We start from the raw sequence: 17,182 nt of genomic DNA, 5'->3' as shown, positions 1-17,182 counted from the left end.
CTCGCCCCGGAACTGGCTGTCCGGCGCCTGGTCAGCGCGCTCAGCATGGTCAGGGCGCTCGGCGGCGGTGTGCTCGGCTGGTGCGGCTGGACAGCCGGTGGCCCGGCGGCCCGCCGTACGCACGGCCGGACGGGCCCTTGCGCTGCCTTCGCGGGGTGACGCGGCCACGTAGGCCGTGCGGTGACGCACGGGCGATCCGGTCTCGGCGGTCGACGGCGTCATCGGCTCAAGGCCGACCCGTACCGGAAACGGGAAAGATACGGATTCTCCTTCTATTCTCACGTGCTGGCCGGATATGTCAGGCCGCACGGTTATATGTCGTCGGGACGCGCGCGTGCGCGTCAACTCATAGCGCATATGTGTGGTCCCATCCTGGTCGGATCGTGGGGGGAGGACCGGATGTTGCGAGTGCTGACGGATGGCCCCGGTAAAGGCAGGCCAGTTGGGTAAACGTCAGCCTCAGGGATCACTATGACACCACACCTTCAAGGGTGTAACGCTCTGATTAAGTCCCCCCGACGCACTGGTGACTTAGGTGCCGAAATGGGCGATTCATCGTGACGCCGTCCTGTGAGACAGCACACATCGCGCCGCGCCGTCACGCCCAGGGGCGCCGCTACTCGCGTACCAAGCCGGTCAGCTCCGGTGTGACGAAGACAGCACCGGCCCGCATGCCGGACATATCCTCCACATCACAGCATTGACCTATCGCAGCATCGGGCATGCCGGGAATGTCGCACCGAGTCCGCCGTGGTCCGGCCGCCGCCGGGCCGTCAGGCAGCCACGTCCCATGCGAGCGCCCGTTCGCGATCGCGAAGGCGTAAAAGTGAAGCCGTACGGGCGGAGTCGTACGGGCGGCACGGGCCGCGGGTGCGAGCCGAGCAGGTAGGAGCCAACGGGCGCTTGCCTCACGCGAAACAGCGGGCACGGGGTCCCGGCCGGGGCTCGATGTCCCCCGGCCGGTCCCGGTGCCCGCTGTCCGGCGCTTCGGCCGGTCGCGACATACAGCGCGACGTACGGCCGCGTCAGCCCGTGGAAACCCGCGAGAACTCCGCGACGTCCTCGGTGATCGCCTTGACCACCTGGTCCTGCTGCGGAGTGAGGTAGAAGTGCCCGCCGGGGTAGCTGCGGAAGGTGAAGCTGCCCGAGGTGAGCCGCTCCCACGCCTTGGCCTCTTCGAGGTTCACGCGCGGGTCCGACTCCCCGGTCAGCACGCTGACCGGGCAGTTCAGCACGGGAATCGACCCGTCCGCGTCACAGACGTAGGTCTCGATGGCCGTGTAGTCGGCGCGGATCGCGGGGAGCACCATGCGCAGCAGCTCCTCGTCGGCCAGCAGCCCGGAGTCCGTACCGCTCAGCGCGCGGATCTCGTCGATCAACGCGTCATCTCCCTGTGCGTGCACGGTCTCCACCCGGTGGACGCACGGCGCGCGGCGGCCCGAGGCGATCAGGCCGAGAAGCCGCCCGTCGCCGTCCCGCTCGAAGCGGCGCGCCAGCTCGAAGCCGAGGACGGCGCCCATGCTGTGGCCGAAGAGCACGAGCGGTTTGTCCGACCATCCGCGCAGCGCCTCGTAGATCCCGTCCGCCAGCTCGGTGACGGTCTCCAACGCCGGTTCCGCACGCCGGTCCTGGCGGCCCGGATACTGGACGGCCAGCGCTTCGGTGTTCTCGGACAGGGCCTTGGAGAAGGGGAAGAAGAAGGAAGCGGAGCCTCCTGCGTGCGGCAGGCACACCACGCGGTGCGGACTGTCGGCCACGGGATGGAAGCGCCGGACCCACTGGTCGTCGCTCGGAGTGGTGCTCATAGCTATTCTCGCTCCTTCATGGTGCTGCTTCACTGAGGGTTTCCGGCCGCTGAGCCGCGAAAGATCAGCGGACGTCCCCTATCTCATCAGCCCTTGCCGCAACCGGACAGCTCACCCCTGTCCTTGACGCGGCGTCGGCACAGCGCCGACGCGAGTACCGCACGGCTCTCCCACGAAGCCTGGCCCGGCGAAACGGGCGCGAAGGACGCCAAGCGCCGGAAGCCGCCGACGCGTGGCGGCCCCGCCCGATCGAGACCTGGAGCCAGTCGGCGGACACCACGCCACCTTCACCCGCCCGGGGAGCCCCGGCCAACCCCTTAATGGGGCCGCGACACCCGTAAAGCCACGGCGGAGGGCCCCTCAACGCCATGCGGAGCGGTAGACGCCGCCACGACACGGTGCGGGCCTCGCCCGCGCGGGCACAATGGCCTTAGACAACTCCCGCCGGAAAGCGAAGACCGGAAAGGGGCACCGGCCATGCGCGTACGCAGCCGCGGACTCTCCCGTGACGCCGTGAGTCATCCGCTGTTCGCCCGCGCCTACGCGACGTTCGCCCCTCTGGCCGACAAGCGGGCGGGCATCGCGGAGCTGCGGCGGGAACTGCTGGCCGGGCTGGCCGGCCGGGTCATCGAGATCGGCGCGGGCAGCGGGCTGAACTTCGCGCGGTATCCGATGGCCGTCTCCGAGGTGGTGGCCATCGAGCCGGACCGGCACTTGCGGAAGCTGGCCGTGACGGCCGCGCTGCGCGCCGAGGTGCCGGTGGACGTGGTTCCCGCGACGGCGGAGGCGCTGCCGGTCAAGAGCGAGGCGTTCGACGCCGCGGTCACCGCGCTGGTGCTGTGTTCCGTACGGGACGTGCGCCGCTCGCTGACGGAGCTGCGCCGTGTGCTGCGGCCCGGCGGGGAGCTGCGCTTCTTCGAGCATGGACGGGCCTGGCATCCCGCGATGGTGCTGGCCCAGCAGGCGCTCGACCGAACGGTGGGGCCCGCGCTGTGCGGCGGCTGCCACTCGGGCCGCGACATCCCGGCGGAGCTGGCGGCCGCCGGGTTCGAGATGGTCCAGCACCGGCGGCTGCGCGTCCCGGGGCGCGGGCTGCCGCTGCCGACGAGTTACTGCGTCCTCGGGGTGGCGCGGCGCCCGTTCAGCGAGGACGGCGACGCCTGACAGCGGCGCGATCACCGGGCTCCCGGGCCGGGCGTCACCGCCGGGTGGGAAAACCGCCCGATCGGGGAGCCGCCCCGTCGAGGAGCCGCCCGGTCGGAAAGCCGCCCCGTCGGGGAGCTGGGCGTCAGGCGCTCCAGGTGCGCAGCTCGCCGGCGATGTCCTGGACGTTCGCCGTGCCGTCCATGACCAGCCGGGCCAGGTCGCGGACCTGCTCGGGCGAGATGGCGACCTTCACGCCGCTGGCGACGAGGTAGCCGTAGGCGACGGCGGTGGCGAAGAGCGCGTTGGAGCGTTCGAGGGCGGGGACGTGCAGCAGCAGCTGGAGCAGGGCCGCCGCCCGGGCCTGCGGGTCCTTGTAGACGGGGACGCCGAATATCTCGGCCTCATGCCTGCTGACGGCGGCGACGAGCGCGCCCCAGTCGGTGACGGCGGGGTCTCCCGGGGTGTTGTGTTCCGCGATCATGAGAAGCCAGGCCAGGTCGACGCGTACGTTCAACGGTTCGGCCGCTCCTGGCCGGACTCCTCCGCGAACACGCTCTCGTACTGCTTCATGAAGTCGGCGGCCGCCTCGACGAAGGTCTGGCCGACTTCTCCGGCGTCCTGGCGCACCAGTTCCTCGATGTACCGGTTCATGCTCACTCCCCGCTGGAGGGCCCGCGCCCGGGCGGCTTCGGCGGTGGCCTCATCGACTCGCACGTTCAACTGTGTCTTCGCCACGTCTTCACGCTAGCGCGCTTCCGCTAGCACCCGCAAGGGCGACCAGACCGAGCGCGCACGAGCCACCACCCCGGTCGGGAGCCCTGGGGCGAGTGAGATCGGTGAGGGCCCGGTGGTGAGCCGCGTCACCTCCCCGGCCGGTTCCGGCCGCCTCCACCACCGGCGCGGCGGTCGGACGGTACGTTCGCGGTACCACCCCAAGGAGGCTTCATGACAAGGCCGTTCCGCTTCGGCGTCAATCTGCTCACCATGGACACCGGCGAAGCGTGGCGCGAGAAGTGCCGACGCGCCGAGGAACTCGGCTACGACGTCCTGCTCGTGCCCGACCATCTCGGCATGCCCGCCCCCTTCCCGGCCCTGATCGCCGCCGCCCAGGCGACCGAGCGCCCGCGCGTGGGCACCTTCGTGCTCAACGCCGGGTTCTGGAACCCGGCGCTGCTCGCGCGTGAGGTGGCCAGCTGCGACCAGCTGACGGACGGCCGTCTCGAACTCGGCCTCGGCGCGGGCTACGTCAAGGCCGAGCACGACACCGCCGGGCTGCCCTGGGGCTCGCCCAAGGAGCGGGTGGACCACCTTGAGCGGACGCTGGCCGAGCTGGACCGGCTGCTGACCGACGAGGAGCACCAGCCGCGCCCGGCCCAGACACCCCGGCCCCCCGTGCTGCTCGGCGGCAACGGCAACCGCGTGCTGCGCCTCGCCGCCGAGCACGCGGACATCGCGGCCTTCACCGGCGGCAAGCAGGCACCGGACGCGCCCGAGGGCACACTGCACCTGATCAGCCCGGACGAGCTGGAGGAGCGCGTCGGCGCCTACCGCTCGTTCGCCGCCGGACGGCAGGAGCCCGCCGAGCTGAACTACCTGGTCCAGCGGGTCGCGGTCACCGACGACCGGCAGGCCGCCGTCCACGAGCTGGCTTCCTACGCCCCCGGCCTGAGCGAGGAGCAGCTGCTGGAGCACCCGGCGCTGCTGGCGGGCACCGTGCCGGAGATGGCCGACCAGTTGCGGGCACACCGCGAGCGGTTCGGCTTCTCGTACATCACCGTGCTCGACCCGTACTTGGAGGCGTTCGCCCCGGTGCTGGCGGAGCTGCGCGGCGAGTGAGAGCGAGCGGGGCGGGGCGGGGCGGTGGCTGGACCGGCCGCGCGGGCCCAGGCCCCGCCCCGCTCCCCACCGCCCGTCTCAGCAGTCGAAACCCGCCGTGGCCGCCGAGCGGCCGATGATGGAATTCCGCCATGAACGATCTCCACATACGAGCCGCCGACCCAGCCGACGCCGAAGCCGTGCTGGCCTTCTGGCAGGAGGCAGCCGAGGGGACCAGCGTCAGCGACGACGTGCCGGGGGTCACCCGGCTCGTGAACCGCGATCCGCAGGCGCTGATACTCGCCGAGCGAAACGGGGTACTCGTGGGCACGGTCATCGCCGGGTTCGACGGCTGGAGGTGTCACTTGTACCGGCTTGCCGTGCATCCCGCACACCGCCGTCAGGGGGTGGCGTCCGTCCTGCTCGACGCCGCCGAGCGCCGGTTCCGGCAGCTGGGCGGCCGCCGCGGCGACGCGATGGTGCTCGACCGCAATGAACGCGCGCAGCGGGCGTGGAGCGCGGCGGGCTACGCCCGTGAGCCGCAGTGGAGCCGCTGGGTGAAGCCTCTCGCCAGCTGACCGCCGACCATGCGCCGTGGCATGCGCAAACCATGATCGCCCGCGCGTTTCAGGCCCTTTGCCCATCCTTTACCATGGGTGGCTCAGTATTCGCAGTGTTATCCGCAGTGCTTTCTTGTCCCCCCTCTTCCGAAAGGTGTGAGCGTCCGTCCATGGACGAGCCTCCCAGTAGCCGACATCGCGCGTTCTCGCTTCCCCTGCCTGACCATGGGACGGAGGTGAACCGATGACTGAAGTGCTTCTTCTGGCGCTGGCGCTCCTCCTCTCCCTGGCCTGCGGCGCCTTCGTCGCGGCGGAGTTCTCGCTGACCACCGTCGAGCGGAGCGAGCTGGAGCGCGCGGTGGAGCGCGGCGACCGGGGCGCCGACAGCGCCCTGAAGGCCGTCCGGAGCCTCACCTTCCAGCTGTCCGGCGCGCAGCTCGGCATCACCGTCACCAACCTGATCGTCGGCATGCTCGCCAAGCCGTCGATCGCCGCTCTGCTGGGCGGCCCGCTGGGCGCGATCGGCCTGCCGAAGTCCGTCGTGGACTCGGCGGCGCTGGCGGTGGGCACCGTGCTGTCCACCGTCGTGCTGATGGTCGTCGGCGAGCTGGTGCCCAAGAACTGGGCGATCTCCACTCCGCTGCCGGTGGCGAAGCGGGTGGCGACCCCGCAGCGGATCTTCACCACGGCGTTCCGCCCGTTCATCAGCCACCTGAACAACACCGCCAACCGCACCGTGCGCCGCATGGGCCTGGAGCCGGCCGAAGAGCTGGCCTCGGCGCGCGGCCCGCAAGAACTCGTGGCGCTGGCCCGGCACTCCGCCCAGCAGGGCGCGCTCGACCGGGACACCGCGGAGCTGTTCGTGCGCACCCTGAACCTGGCGGAGCTGACAGCGGAGAACGTGATGACGCCCCGCGTGCAGGTCATGGCGCTGGATGTGCAGGCCACCGTCGAGGACGTGGCCAACGCCACCCGCGCGACCGGCCTGTCCCGCTTCCCCGTCTACCGGGGCAATCTCGACACGGTCGTCGGCGTGGCCCACATCAAGGACGTCCTCGCCGTCCCCGCCGAGCGCAGGCACCGGCACCCCGTGGCCGAGCTGCTGCGCGAGCCCCTGCTGGTCCCCGAGTCCCTGACCGTGGACCGGCTGCTCGACCGGCTGTCGGGCAAGCGCACCATGGCCGTCGTCATCGATGAGTACGGCGGCACGGCCGGAGTGGTGACGCTGGAGGACATCGTCGAGGAGGTCGTCGGCGAGGTACGCGACGAACACGACCCGCACGAGACGCCCGACCTGGCGCCGCTCGGCAAAGACGCGCAGGACAGACCCCTGTACGACGCGGACGGCTCGGCCCGCATCGACCAGCTGCGGTCGATCGGGCTGCGCGCGCCGGAAGGCCCGTACGAGACGCTGGCCGGCCTGATCGCCACCGAACTCGGCCGCATCCCCGCCAAGGGCGACGCCGTCGAGGTCGCCGGCTGGCAGCTGGACGTGCTGAACGCCTCGGGCCGCCGGGCCGCGGGCGTGCGGCTGCGGGCACCGCTGCCCAGCCAGGCGGACGGCCAGGACGAGGACGACGCGCCCCGCGCGAGCCGCCGGAGCGCCGAACGAGGCCACCGGGGCGGACACCGCGGCCGAGGCCACGAGCACGCCCCCGCTCACGGTTCCGATACCGAAGCCCGGGGCCGGGGCGGCGCCGGGGACCGTACGCACGGCCAGAAGGAGACCCGTCGATGATCGTCATCCAGCTGCTGATCGGTCTGCTGACGCTGGTCGTCAACGCCTTCTTCGTCGGCGCCGAGTTCGCGATGATCTCGGTGCGCCGCAGCCAGATAGAGCCGCACGCCGAACAGGGCGACCGACGGGCCCGCCGGGTGCTGTGGGGGCTTGAGCATGTGTCCGCCCTCATGGCGGCCGCCCAGCTGGGCATCACGCTGTGCACGCTGGTGCTCGGCATCGTCGCCGAACCGGCCATCGCGCACCTGCTGGAGCCGGGATTCCACGCGGTGGGCGTGCCCGACGGCATGACCCATCCGATCGCCTTCGTCATCGCGCTGGCGGCGGCGACGTATCTGCACATGCTGTTCGGCGAGATGGTCCCGAAGAACATCGCGCTCGCCGAGCCGGTGCGCACCGCGCTGCTCCTCGGGCCGCCGCTGGTGACCATGTCGCGCGCGCTGCGTCCGGTGATCTTCACGGTCAACGCGTTCGCGAACGCGCTGCTGAAGCTGCTGCGGGTGGAGCCCAAGGACGAGGTCTCGGCGTCGTTCTCCGACGACGATCTCGCCCGGATGGTCGCCGACTCCAGTGAGGCGGGACTGCTGGACGACCGGGCCACGGAACGGCTGCGGGACGCCCTGGAACTGGGCCGCCGTCCGGTACGTGATGTCGTACTGCCCGTCGACCGGGTCGTCGCGGCCCGGCTCGGGGTGAGCCCGGAGGGGCTGGAGCGGCTGTCGGCCGAGTCCGGCTTCTCCCGCTTCCCCGTCACCGACGACAGTGGGCGCATCCTCGGCTATCTGCACGTCAAGGACGCGCTGGACGCCCGGCCGCGCGACGTGCCGTTCCGTACGGACCAGATGCGGCCCATCGCCCGCGTACGGGCCGCGACCCCGCTCGACGACGTACTGACGGCCATGCGGGGCACCAGCACCCATCTCGCCGCCGTCATCGACGAGGGCAGCCGCCTGGTCGGGCTGGTCACCATGGAGGACGTGCTGCGCGAACTCGTAGGACGGGCCCCGAGCGCGTAGACGCACCGGCCAAGGCGCCCCGCCCCTCGCGTCGGCGAGGGGCGGGGCGCCTTGGCGCTGGTCAGCTGCCCCGTTTGATCCGGCTGCGGACGGCGAGGACGGCGAGACCGAGCAGGACGGGCTCAGTCAGGCGGGACGTCATCTCCGTGTACGTCCCCCAAGTGGTCAGATCCTGGCCGCTGGAGCGGAACACCACGGAGTTGAGCACCACGCGCAGGGACTTCTCGAACCGTTCGCCGGTGAAGCGCCGCCCCACGGGCAGGGTGAGCTCGGGGTCCCGCCGGTCCAGCGCGAAGGTGGCGGTGCCACCGGAGGCGGGCACCTGCCCCCTCGCCTCCTGCCTCGGCGACGCGTCGGGCAGCCCGAGGCCCATCATCAGCAGCACGCTCGTCATCATCGCCACGGCCAGCCAGGCCAGCGCCCTGGAGGCGCGCAGCCCGTAGCCGGACAGCAGCCAGTAGCCCTGGAGCAGCCAGCGTTCGGCACTGCGGTAGCGGAAGCTGTGGCGCCGCATCTCCATCTCGCCGTAGTAGAAGTCGGCGGCGCCCGGCTCGCCCTTGGCGTCCTCCCGTGCCTTGCGCAGCTGCCGGTAGACGCTGGTGAGCGTGGCGAGGCCGGGGACCTCCTCCTGGTTGTCCGGCGGGGCGCCCCAGCCCTGCCGTGCGGCGGCGGGCCTGCCGGGGAGCGCGCGCCACTGCCGCTCCTCCTCGATGACCTGCCGCCGGGTCCAGCGGCGCGGCAGCCCTCCGCGTCCGCGCCGCCCGCTGGGCGGGTACCGGAACGTCCACCGGCCCTCCAGTCCCAGCTGGTCGAGGTGGTGGGCGCCGGAGAACCGGCAGCCGCGCAGATCGACGTCGGCGAGCAGCAGCATGGCGGCGTCCACGCCTCGCAGGGAGGTGACCGAGACGGCCGGGTCGTCCGGGGACCCCAGGGCCTCCTCGGAGGGACGGGCGCCGGGCGTGTGGTCGGTGACCACCGTGCACGGGTGGAGCAGCAGCGCCCGGGTGAGGTCGATCGCCGCGTAGCGCGCGCGGAGCGTGACCGGCTCCTCGAAGCGGGCGCCCAGGCAGGAGATCCGGGCCGCGGACACCTGGAGGTGGGCGACCCCGTGGAAGACGGTGTCGGCGAGGTCGAGTTCCGTCGCGCAGACGAGCGGCCCCAGGGTCGTCGCGGGGGTGAAGCGACGGCGCCCGCGAACCGCACCCGGCTGAAGGAGACGCGGCCCTCGAACACCGCCTCGTCGAAACCGGCCTCACCCAGGAGCGCGTGCCGCCCTTCCCGCTGGCCGAGGGCCGCGAAAAGTTCGTCCAGCAGCTCCTGGGTGAACGTCGTGCCCCGCAGATCCACGGCGTCGCCGGGCCGCAGGCCCGCCAGATACGCGGCGCGCCGCTGCGGAGCGAGGTGCGCGAGGCACCGGTCGCCGGGAAGCCGGATGCCCCGGCAGCCGACCGGGGCCCCGGTCGTGGCACCCGTTCCGCAGTGGTCCCAACGGGGAGGCGTGAGCGTCGTCATGCAGACGATCACACCATTGCGGCGCTACTCCTCGGTGGTCTCCTTCGGCTTGGCGTTGGGGTCGCCGGGATTGTCCGGATACGAGCCGGGGACGCGGCGGTTGCGCTCCGTGCGGACGCGGGCGGCGCGACGCGCGGACGACTCCAGGCGGAACCGGGCGAGCAGACGACGGATCACGCCTGGGCCTCCGACAGGTCGCGCACCCGGCGGGCGACGCCGCGCACATGGGTGTCGAGGGTGGCCGCCGGATCGTCGGTGAACGCGTGCAGGGCGACGGCGGCGGTGAGGATGACATCGCACAGTTCGGCGGCGACGTCATCCCGGCCGTGGGTGACACCCTTGCGCGGGTTGTGCCCGGTGAGGCCGATGTACGCCTGCATCACCTCGCCCGCCTCCTCCGCCAGCTTCATCAGCCGCAGCGCCGTCTCCTGACCGGGGTCACCGGCGGCGTGGGCGCGGTCAAGCCAGGCCACCGAGGCCGCGGCGGCCTCCCACAGCGCGGTGCCCGGCACCGGCGCGGCCTCTCCGGTGGCGTCGGCCGTCCCCACCGCCTCCGCCCCGCCGGGGGCTGGTCGCGGGCCGGGAGGCTGTCCCCCGAACGAGGTACCTCCCGCGCGTGGAGCGCGTCCCTCACACAGGGCATCTCGCTCCTGTGTGGCGGCGGGCCGGTCGGCTGTGACCAGGTCTGCGGTCGGACGTTCGGTCATGGGGCGGTCTCCTCGCGAGACGGGTGGCGGAAGGCGGAAGGCGGCTCGGGACACCCCGGGTGACGGCTGTCACCTGGGCGTACCGGTCCGGGGTGAACGGATGGACGGCGGCAGGACGGAACGGAAGTGGAGCCCGGCGGAACAGCGCGGAACACCGCGGAAGACAGCTGAGCCAGGGGCCCGCGCCCGCCTACCGCGTACCCCCAGCCGATATGATCGCTGCCGCCATGCAGATGAACGCCACCTACACCAGCTTCGTCGCGATCGGCGACTCCTTCACCGAGGGCATGTCGGACGAACTGCCCGACGGCAGCTACCGGGGCTGGGCCGATCTCCTCGCCGCCCGGCTCGCCGCCCGCGCGCCCGGCTTCCGCTACGCCAACCTGGCGGTGCGCGGCAAGCTCATCGGGCAGATCGTCGACGAGCAGAGCGGGCCCGCCGCCGCCATGGGCGCGGACCTGGTGAGCTTGGTCGGCGGTCTCAACGACGTGCTGCGCCCGAAGTGCGACATGGATCTGGTGTGCGCCCGCCTTGAGGAGGCGGTGGAACGCCTCGCCCCCACCTGCCGGCAGCTCGTGCTGATGCGCAGCCCCGGCCGGCACGGCCCCCTGCTGGAGCGGGGCACGCCCCGCATGGAACGGCTGTACGCGCACATCGACGCGCTCGCCGCGCGGCACGGCGCCGTGGTCGTGGACCTGTTCGGCGCGGCCTCCCTCGGCGACGCGCGGATGTGGGCGGATGACCGGCTGCACCTGAACGAGGAGGGGCACCGGCGGGTGGCCGAGGCGGTGTGGCAGGCGATCGGCCTTGAGCCGGCCTTCGACTGGGACGAGGCGCTACCGCCGCCCGTGCTGCCCGGCTGGCGCGCCCGGCGCGGTGCCGACGCCCGGTTCGCCCGGCGGCATCTGGTGCCGTGGATCGGCAGGCGGCTCACCGGCCGCTCCTCGGGCGACGGCCGCTCCCCCAAGCGAGCCGACCTGCTCCCGTACGCGCTGCCCGCCGCCACCGACGGCCGGCCCGCCGGGGACTCGGGGCACGCGGGCGAAGCGGCGGCTTCCTCCGCCGACGCGGGCAGCTGAGGGCAGCTGACCTGGGCGTGGCGCTGGCCTGCGGGTATCGCCAGTAGACTGTGCGCCCGTGACTGCTAAGCCGCGCATCCCGAACGTCCTGGCCGGCCGCTACGCCTCAGCGGAGCTGGCCGTCCTGTGGTCCCCCGAGTACAAGGTGACGCTGGAACGGCGGCTGTGGCTGGCCGTGCTGCGCGCCCAGAAGGATCTTGGCATCGCGGTGCCCGACGCCGCCATCGCCGACTACGAGCGGGTCCTTGAGACCGTCGACCTGGCGTCGATCGCCGAGCGCGAGAAGGTCACCCGGCACGATGTGAAGGCCCGCATCGAGGAGTTCAACGCCCTCGCCGGGCATGAGCACGTCCACAAGGGCATGACGTCCCGCGACCTGACCGAGAACGTCGAGCAGCTCCAGATCCGGCTGTCGCTTGAGCTGATGCGCGACCGTACGGTCGCGGTGCTGGCGCGGCTCGGCAGGCTGGCGGGCGAGCACGCCGAGCTGGTCATCACCGGGCGTTCGCACAACGTCGCCGCCCAGGCGACCACCCTCGGCAAGCGCTTCGCGACCGGTGCCGACGAACTGCTGGTCGCCTTCGCGCGGCTGGAGGAGCTGCTGGGCCGCTACCCGCTGCGCGGCGTCAAGGGCCCCGTCGGCACCTCGCAGGACATGCTCGACCTGCTGGGCGGTGACGCCACGAAGCTCGACGAGCTGGAGCGGCGGATCGCCGGGCACCTGGGCTTCTCGCACGCCTTCACCTCGGTGGGCCAGGTCTACCCGCGCTCGCTGGACTACGACGTGGTGACCGCGCTGGTACAGCTCGCCGCCGCGCCGTCCTCGCTGGCCAAGACGATCCGTCTGATGGCCGGGCTCGAACTGGTCACCGAGGGCTTCAAGCCGGGCCAGGTCGGCTCGTCCGCCATGCCGCACAAGATGAACACCCGCTCCTGTGAGCGCGTCAACGGCCTGATGGTGATCCTGCGCGGCTACGCCTCCATGACCGGCGAGCTGTCCGGCGACCAGTGGAACGAGGGCGATGTGTCCTGCTCCGTGGTCCGCCGGGTCGCGCTGCCGGACGCGTTCTTCGCCCTGGACGGCCTGCTGGAGACGTTCATGACCGTGCTCGACGAGTTCGGCGCCTTCCCCGCCGTCGTCGCCCGCGAGCTGGACCGCTACCTGCCGTTCCTGGCCACGACAAAGGTGCTGATGGGCGCCGTACGAGCCGGGGTGGGCCGCGAGGAGGCGCACGAGGCGATCAAGGAGAACGCCGTCGCCGCCGCCCTCGCGATGCGCGAGCAGGGCACCCCGACCAACGAGCTGCTGGACAAGCTCGCCGCGGATGAGCGGATTCCGCTGGACCGTGCGGGACTTGACGCGCTGATGGCCGACCAGCTGTCGTTCACCGGCGCCGCCGCCGGTCAGGTGGCGTCCGTCGTCGCCCGCGTCGAGGAGATCACCAAGCGGCACCCGGAGGCCGCCGGATACGTGCCGGGGTCGATCCTCTGACACCGGAGGAGCTGGCCGCCGCCCGCGACCGCGTCGTCCCCGACGTGATCGCGGAGGACCTGCGTGTGCTGTTCTGCGGGATCAACCCCGGGCTGATGTCGGCGGCGACCGGGCACCACTTCGCCCGCCCCGGCAACCGCTTCTGGCCCGTACTGCACGCCTCCAGGTTCACGCCGAGGCGCCTGCTGCCCGCCGAGCAGGAGGAGTTGCTGTCGTACGGGCTCGGCATCACCAACGTCGTCGCGCGGGCCACGGCGCGGGCCGACGAGCTGAGCGACGAGGAGTTCCGCGAGGGCGGACGGCTGCTGCGGGCGAAGGTGGAACGGTTCCGCCCCGCGTGGCTCGCCGTCGTGGGCGTGACGGCGTACCGCGTCGCCTTCGCCGACCGCAAGGCCCGCATCGGGCCGCAGGACATCCTCATAGGCGACACCCGGGTGTGGGCGCTGCCCAACCCCAGCGGGCTGAACGCGCACTGGTCACCCGCGGCGATGGCCGAGGAGTACGGGCGGCTGCGCGCGGCGGCCACCGGCGGCTGATCCGCGTACCGGTCCGCCATCCCGGTACGCGGATCGTGCTCAGGCGTCCCGACGTTCCAGGACGCGCCAGCCCGCGAGGGCGAGCGCCGCGGCCCAGCCGGTCAGGACGACGAGCCCCGTCCAGGGGCCGAGGCCGTCCTGGGCCGTGGTGTGCAGGACGGCCTGACCCGCCGCGTCGGGCAGGAACCGCATCACCGTGTACAGCGAGGACCCGGTGCCGAAGACTGGCGCGATGAAGCAGAGCAGCGGGATCAGCACGCCCATCGCGGCGACCGGCCCGCGCAGCAGTGTGGCGACTCCCGCCGACAGCACGGTGATCAGGCCCAGGTAGATCCCGCAGCCGATGGCCGCGCGGAGCGCCCCGTCGGCGCCGAGGCCGACCCCCGCGGTGCCGAGCAGCGCCTGGCCTGTGAAGAAGGACGTGAAGCCGGTGACGAGGCCCACGGCGAGGCCGAGACCGCCGACGACCGCGAGCTTGCAGCCGTAGAAGAGCCCTCTGCGGGGCACCGCCGCCAGCGACATGCGGAGGCCGCCGCTCTTGTACTCCCCCGTCACGGCCAGGACACCGAAGCAGATGGCGGCCATCTGCCCGAAGTTCAGGCCGAAGAAGGAGTAGTGGACGGGGTCGAGGTCCGCGCCGGAGCCGTCCGCGCTGTACGTGCCGCAGGCCAGGGCCGAGAAGCCGGTGGTCGCCACGGGTACGCAGACGAGGGCGATGAGGGTGGAGCGCACGGTCTGGATCTTGGCCCATTCCGACCGGAGTACCGCGGTGACCAGCATGTTCTCAGGCTCCTTTCATGGCTGCCGGGGCGGACGCGTACTCCGTCGCTTCGGCCGTCAGCCTCAGATACGCGTCCTCCAGGGACGCCTGGTCATCGGCGAGTTCGAGGAGCGGCAGCCCCTCGTTCGCGGCGAGCGCGCCGACCTTGGCCGCTGTCGTGTCCCGCGCCGTCCACCGCCCGTCGCCGTCGGGGGCGCCGTCGATCCCGGCACCGGCCAGCAGGGCGCGCAGCCGCTCCGGTTCGGTGGTCCGCAGCCGTACCCGGGGGCGGCTGTGGTCGGCGATGAAGGCGTCCATCGAGGTGTCGGCGAGCAGCCGCCCCCGGCCCAGGACGACCAGATGGTCGGCGGTGAGCGCGGTCTCGCTCATCAGATGGCTGGAGACCAAAACGGTGCGGCCTTCGGAGGCCAGCCGCCGCATCAGCCGCCGGACCCAGACGATGCCCTCGGGGTCCAGGCCGTTGGTGGGTTCGTCGAGCATCAGCACGGGCGGGTCGCCGAGCAGCGCGGCAGCGACGCCGAGCCGCTGGCGCATGCCGAGCGAGAAGCCGCCCACCCGGCGTCGCGCCACGGCCTCAAGGCCGGTCTCCGCCAGCACCTCCGTCACCCGGCCATACGGGATGCCGTTGCTGGCGGCGAGGCAGCGCAGATGGTCCCGGGCGGTGCGGGCGGCGTGCGCGGCGCCCGCGTCGAGCAGCGCGCCCGCCAGCCGCAGCGGCTCGGCGGCCTCCCGGTAGGCACGGCCGCCGATGGTCACCCGCCCCTTGGTGGGGCGGTCGAGGCCGAGTGCGATCCGCATCGTCGTGGACTTGCCCGCGCCGTTCGGCCCGAGGAATCCGGTCACCCGCCCGGGCTGGACGGTGAAGGTCACGCGGTCCACGGCACGGATGGGGCCGTAGTCCTTGCTGAGTTCCCGTACGTCGATCGTGGTCATGACCTCAGGCTGCCGCCGGGGGCGTGCCGGGCGGCTCCCCCGCGGGTGGGTTTCCCCTCCCCCGTGCGGGGGAGCCGGAGGCAGCGCCGCGCTGGCACGATGGGACGCGTGCCCCGATGGAACGCGAACGCCCTGCTCAGGCCGCTGAAGCGGACCGTCACTTACACCCGCTGGCTGCATCTGGCAGTCGGTGGCGTGGTCGCTTCGATCGGCTTCATGATCTTCCCCGGTACGAACGCCGCCGGCTCGCGCGCGTGGCTCGGGTACCTCGCGGTGCAGGTGCTCCTCCTGGCCCTTCTCGGGTTGCTGCCCGTGGTGCGGATGGCAGAGGGCGTGCAGGCGAGGCTGATGCTCGCCCCTGGGCAGGGACTGCGGCAAGGCGACGGCACCGAGTCCGGTATCTCCTCGCGGCCGTCGCAGACCTGGGGCGACCGGGGGCGGACCGTGCTGTGGCTGGTGACCCGGGTGGCGCTCGGCTCGGGCGTGCTGGCCGCGACGGTCTGGCTGCCGGTTCTGTCGGTGATGCTGACCGGTCACGGCGGCTGGTATCCGCTGCTGACTCCGCTGCCACTGGTCGCGCTGCTCGCTCTCGTGGTGGGCGCCGGGGCGCTGCTGGCGTGGATCGCGGCCCGGTTGCTGGCGCCGTCCGCCGCCGAGCGGCTGACGGCACTGGAGGAGCGTACGGAGCGGCTGCTGGAACACAACCGGCTGGCCCGGGAGCTGCATGACTCCATCGGGCACGCGCTGACCATCGCCGTGGTGCAGGCGGGCGCGGCGCGCGCGGCGGGCTCCGCGGAGTTCACCGAGCGCGCTCTGGCCGCCATCGAGGACACCGGGAGGCACGCCCTGGAGGACCTGGAGCGGGTACTGAGACTGCTGCGCGAGGACACGGCGGGCAGCGCGGCGCAACGCCCCGCGCTCACCGACGTCGAACGGCTCCTGGAGTCGGCGCGCGCCGCGGGAACGCCGGTCGAGGCCCAGATCGCGCGGGAGGTGGACCGGTTGCCGGGGCCGCTGTCGCGCGAGGGCTACCGCATCGTGCAGGAGTCGCTGACGAATGTGCTGCGGCACGCGGGCCCGGTGCCGGTCGCCGTGCGCGTCGCCGTCGGTGCCGCCGGACTCGAACTGGAGGTCAGCAATCCGCTGCCCGGTGAGCACATCGCCGTGCCGGGTGGCGGCAGCGGGCTGCGCGGCATCCGCGAACGGGCGGCTCTGCTCGGCGGCCAGGCCCGTACCGGCCCGGCGGACGGCGAGTGGCGGGTCAGCGTCCGGCTGCCCCTGGACCGGCTCCGTTGATCGTCGCGAGGACCCCGGCCCGTAAGGTGACGGCGTGCCGATAACCGTCCTCCTCGTCGACGACGAGCAGCTCGTACGCGCCGGGCTGCGCGCGATCCTTGAGGCGCAGCCCGACATCGAGGTGACCGGCGAAGCCGCCGACGGCGCGTCCGTGGTGCCGCTCGTGCGGCGGCTGCGGCCCGACGTGGTCGCCATGGACGTACGGATGCCGCTGCTCGACGGCATCGAGGCGACCCGCGCTGTGCTGCGGTCGGTCCCCGAGCCGCCGAAGATCCTCGTGGTGACGACGTTCGAGAACGATGAGTACGTCTACGAGGCGCTGCGCGCGGGCGCGGACGGCTTCCTCCTCAAGCGCTCCCGCCCCGCCGAGATCGTGCACGCCGTACGCCTGGTGGCCGAGGGCGAGTCGCTGCTGTTCCCCGCCGCCGTACGGTCACTCGCCGCGGCCCACGGCAACGCCCCCGCCCGCGCGGCGATGGAACGGGCCGCGCTGACGGCGCGCGAGGGCGAGGTGCTGCGGCTCATGTCGCGCGGCTTGTCGAACGCGGAGATCGCCGAGCGGCTCATCGTCGGCACGGAGACGGTCAAGACCCACGTCAGCGCGGTACTGGCGAAGCTCGGCGCACGCGACCGCACCCAGGCGGTGATCGCCGCCTACGAGTCGGGGTTCGTCTCCCCACGTTGACACGACAGCCGTTGACACGACGGCCCGCGAACCGGCCGGGAGCCGCACGAGGCGGCCTGCGGAGCCGCGGCCTCAGCCCGC

Annotated in this window: 18 protein-coding genes; 10 read left to right on the top strand and 8 right to left on the bottom strand. The window is 72.5% G+C overall.

Annotated elements, in window-relative coordinates:
* Positions 1-1,025: 1,025 nt before the first annotated feature.
* Entirely contained in the window at positions 1,026-1,805 is a 780-nt protein-coding gene (locus tag AC5P1B_RS01700) for a thioesterase II family protein (protein WP_493884314.1), read from the bottom strand.
* Between the two features lie 477 nt (positions 1,806-2,282).
* Between AC5P1B_RS01700 and AC5P1B_RS01695 the strand changes: the two genes are divergently transcribed.
* A complete protein-coding gene (locus AC5P1B_RS01695) occupies positions 2,283-2,969 on the top strand; it encodes a class I SAM-dependent methyltransferase (protein ID WP_493884313.1) in 687 nt (228 codons plus the stop codon).
* A 124-nt stretch (positions 2,970-3,093) separates the two neighbouring features.
* Here AC5P1B_RS01695 and AC5P1B_RS01690 read toward each other — a convergent pair whose 3' ends face one another.
* Complete coding sequence (locus AC5P1B_RS01690; RefSeq protein ID WP_493884312.1) at positions 3,094-3,465, bottom strand: fic family toxin-antitoxin system, toxin component; 372 nt, start codon at positions 3,463-3,465, stop codon at positions 3,094-3,096.
* The gene (locus AC5P1B_RS01685) at positions 3,462-3,686 is read right to left on the bottom strand and encodes a toxin-antitoxin system HicB family antitoxin (RefSeq protein ID WP_493884311.1); all 225 of its coding nucleotides are present in this window, start codon (positions 3,684-3,686) and stop codon (positions 3,462-3,464) included. The genes AC5P1B_RS01690 and AC5P1B_RS01685 overlap by 4 nt, the downstream gene beginning before the upstream one ends.
* 210 nt (positions 3,687-3,896) lie before the next feature.
* Here AC5P1B_RS01685 and AC5P1B_RS01680 point away from each other — a divergent pair, with 210 nt between their 5' ends.
* From AC5P1B_RS01680 to AC5P1B_RS01665, 4 genes are all read left to right on the top strand, one after another.
* Entirely contained in the window at positions 3,897-4,787 is an 891-nt protein-coding gene (locus AC5P1B_RS01680; RefSeq protein WP_493884310.1) for an LLM class F420-dependent oxidoreductase, read from the top strand.
* A gap of 131 nt (positions 4,788-4,918) precedes the next feature.
* Entirely contained in the window at positions 4,919-5,344 is a 426-nt protein-coding gene (locus AC5P1B_RS01675; RefSeq protein WP_493884309.1) for a GNAT family N-acetyltransferase, read from the top strand.
* A gap of 226 nt (positions 5,345-5,570) precedes the next feature.
* Entirely contained in the window at positions 5,571-7,064 is a 1,494-nt protein-coding gene (locus AC5P1B_RS01670; RefSeq protein ID WP_493884308.1) for a hemolysin family protein, read from the top strand.
* Entirely contained in the window at positions 7,061-8,080 is a 1,020-nt protein-coding gene (locus AC5P1B_RS01665) for a hemolysin family protein (protein WP_493884307.1), read from the top strand. Before AC5P1B_RS01670 ends, AC5P1B_RS01665 begins: the two co-directional genes overlap by 4 nt.
* A 61-nt stretch (positions 8,081-8,141) precedes the next feature.
* On the opposite strand, the gene AC5P1B_RS01660 is transcribed toward AC5P1B_RS01665, so the two are convergent.
* From AC5P1B_RS01660 to AC5P1B_RS01650, 3 genes are all read right to left on the bottom strand, one after another.
* Positions 8,142-9,170, bottom strand: a complete 1,029-nt coding sequence (locus AC5P1B_RS01660; RefSeq protein ID WP_493884306.1) for a pentapeptide repeat-containing protein — start codon at positions 9,168-9,170, stop codon at positions 8,142-8,144.
* 446 nt (positions 9,171-9,616) lie between these two features.
* The gene (locus AC5P1B_RS01655) at positions 9,617-9,769 is read right to left on the bottom strand and encodes a hypothetical protein (RefSeq protein ID WP_493884305.1); all 153 of its coding nucleotides are present in this window, start codon (positions 9,767-9,769) and stop codon (positions 9,617-9,619) included.
* On the bottom strand, positions 9,766-10,299 hold the full coding sequence (locus AC5P1B_RS01650) for a MazG-like family protein (RefSeq protein WP_493884304.1): 534 nt from the start codon (positions 10,297-10,299) through the stop codon (positions 9,766-9,768). The genes AC5P1B_RS01655 and AC5P1B_RS01650 overlap by 4 nt, the downstream gene beginning before the upstream one ends.
* Positions 10,300-10,526: 227 nt before the next feature.
* Between AC5P1B_RS01650 and AC5P1B_RS01645 the strand changes: the two genes are divergently transcribed.
* The 3 genes from AC5P1B_RS01645 to mug are packed head-to-tail and all read left to right on the top strand — an operon-like array spanning position 10,527 to position 13,406.
* Positions 10,527-11,378 (top strand): SGNH/GDSL hydrolase family protein, encoded by an 852-nt coding sequence (locus AC5P1B_RS01645; RefSeq protein WP_493884489.1) that lies wholly within the window; start codon positions 10,527-10,529, stop codon positions 11,376-11,378.
* Between the two features lie 58 nt (positions 11,379-11,436).
* Positions 11,437-12,870, top strand: coding sequence for an adenylosuccinate lyase (gene purB / locus AC5P1B_RS01640; protein WP_493884303.1), 1,434 nt, complete (start codon positions 11,437-11,439; stop codon positions 12,868-12,870).
* Entirely contained in the window at positions 12,867-13,406 is a 540-nt protein-coding gene (gene mug, locus AC5P1B_RS01635; RefSeq protein WP_493884488.1) for a G/U mismatch-specific DNA glycosylase, read from the top strand. The genes purB and mug overlap by 4 nt, the downstream gene beginning before the upstream one ends.
* A gap of 39 nt (positions 13,407-13,445) precedes the next feature.
* On the opposite strand, the gene AC5P1B_RS01630 is transcribed toward mug, so the two are convergent.
* Both AC5P1B_RS01630 and AC5P1B_RS01625 read right to left on the bottom strand, forming a co-directional pair.
* Entirely contained in the window at positions 13,446-14,186 is a 741-nt protein-coding gene (locus AC5P1B_RS01630; protein ID WP_493884302.1) for an ABC transporter permease, read from the bottom strand.
* Positions 14,187-14,190: 4 nt separating this feature from the next.
* Positions 14,191-15,120 carry an ATP-binding cassette domain-containing protein gene (locus AC5P1B_RS01625; protein ID WP_493884301.1) on the bottom strand — a complete coding sequence of 310 codons (930 nt, stop codon included), beginning with the start codon at positions 15,118-15,120 and terminating at the stop codon, positions 14,191-14,193.
* Positions 15,121-15,219: 99 nt separating this feature from the next.
* On the opposite strand from AC5P1B_RS01625, the gene AC5P1B_RS01620 reads away from it, so the two are divergent.
* Together AC5P1B_RS01620 and AC5P1B_RS01615 are read left to right on the top strand one after the other, a co-directional pair.
* Entirely contained in the window at positions 15,220-16,416 is a 1,197-nt protein-coding gene (locus AC5P1B_RS01620; RefSeq protein ID WP_493884300.1) for a sensor histidine kinase, read from the top strand.
* Positions 16,417-16,450: 34 nt separating this feature from the next.
* Complete coding sequence (locus AC5P1B_RS01615) at positions 16,451-17,101, top strand: response regulator transcription factor (protein ID WP_493884299.1); 651 nt, start codon at positions 16,451-16,453, stop codon at positions 17,099-17,101.
* Positions 17,102-17,182 lie beyond the last annotated feature (81 nt).

It is taken from the genome of Streptomyces sp. A01 (assembly GCF_059026195.1).
This window is presented reverse-complemented; position numbering and strand designations above follow the sequence as displayed.

What these genes read in the sequence shown, in the direction of transcription:
- AC5P1B_RS01650 (WP_493884304.1), bottom strand. Translation starts at nt 10,299, where the DNA reads ATGACCGAACGTCCGACCGCAGACCTGGTCACAGCCGACCGGCCCGCC.
- AC5P1B_RS01665 (WP_493884307.1), top strand. Translation starts at nt 7,061, where the DNA reads ATGATCGTCATCCAGCTGCTGATCGGTCTGCTGACGCTGGTCGTCAAC.
- AC5P1B_RS01675 (WP_493884309.1), top strand. Translation starts at nt 4,919, where the DNA reads ATGAACGATCTCCACATACGAGCCGCCGACCCAGCCGACGCCGAAGCC.
- AC5P1B_RS01700 (WP_493884314.1), bottom strand. Translation starts at nt 1,805, where the DNA reads ATGAGCACCACTCCGAGCGACGACCAGTGGGTCCGGCGCTTCCATCCC.
- AC5P1B_RS01670 (WP_493884308.1), top strand. Translation starts at nt 5,571, where the DNA reads ATGACTGAAGTGCTTCTTCTGGCGCTGGCGCTCCTCCTCTCCCTGGCC.
- AC5P1B_RS01695 (WP_493884313.1), top strand. Translation starts at nt 2,283, where the DNA reads ATGCGCGTACGCAGCCGCGGACTCTCCCGTGACGCCGTGAGTCATCCG.
- AC5P1B_RS01645 (WP_493884489.1), top strand. Translation starts at nt 10,527, where the DNA reads ATGCAGATGAACGCCACCTACACCAGCTTCGTCGCGATCGGCGACTCC.
- AC5P1B_RS01630 (WP_493884302.1), bottom strand. Translation starts at nt 14,186, where the DNA reads ATGCTGGTCACCGCGGTACTCCGGTCGGAATGGGCCAAGATCCAGACC.
- AC5P1B_RS01620 (WP_493884300.1), top strand. Translation starts at nt 15,220, where the DNA reads ATGGGACGCGTGCCCCGATGGAACGCGAACGCCCTGCTCAGGCCGCTG.
- AC5P1B_RS01680 (WP_493884310.1), top strand. Translation starts at nt 3,897, where the DNA reads ATGACAAGGCCGTTCCGCTTCGGCGTCAATCTGCTCACCATGGACACC.
- AC5P1B_RS01625 (WP_493884301.1), bottom strand. Translation starts at nt 15,120, where the DNA reads ATGACCACGATCGACGTACGGGAACTCAGCAAGGACTACGGCCCCATC.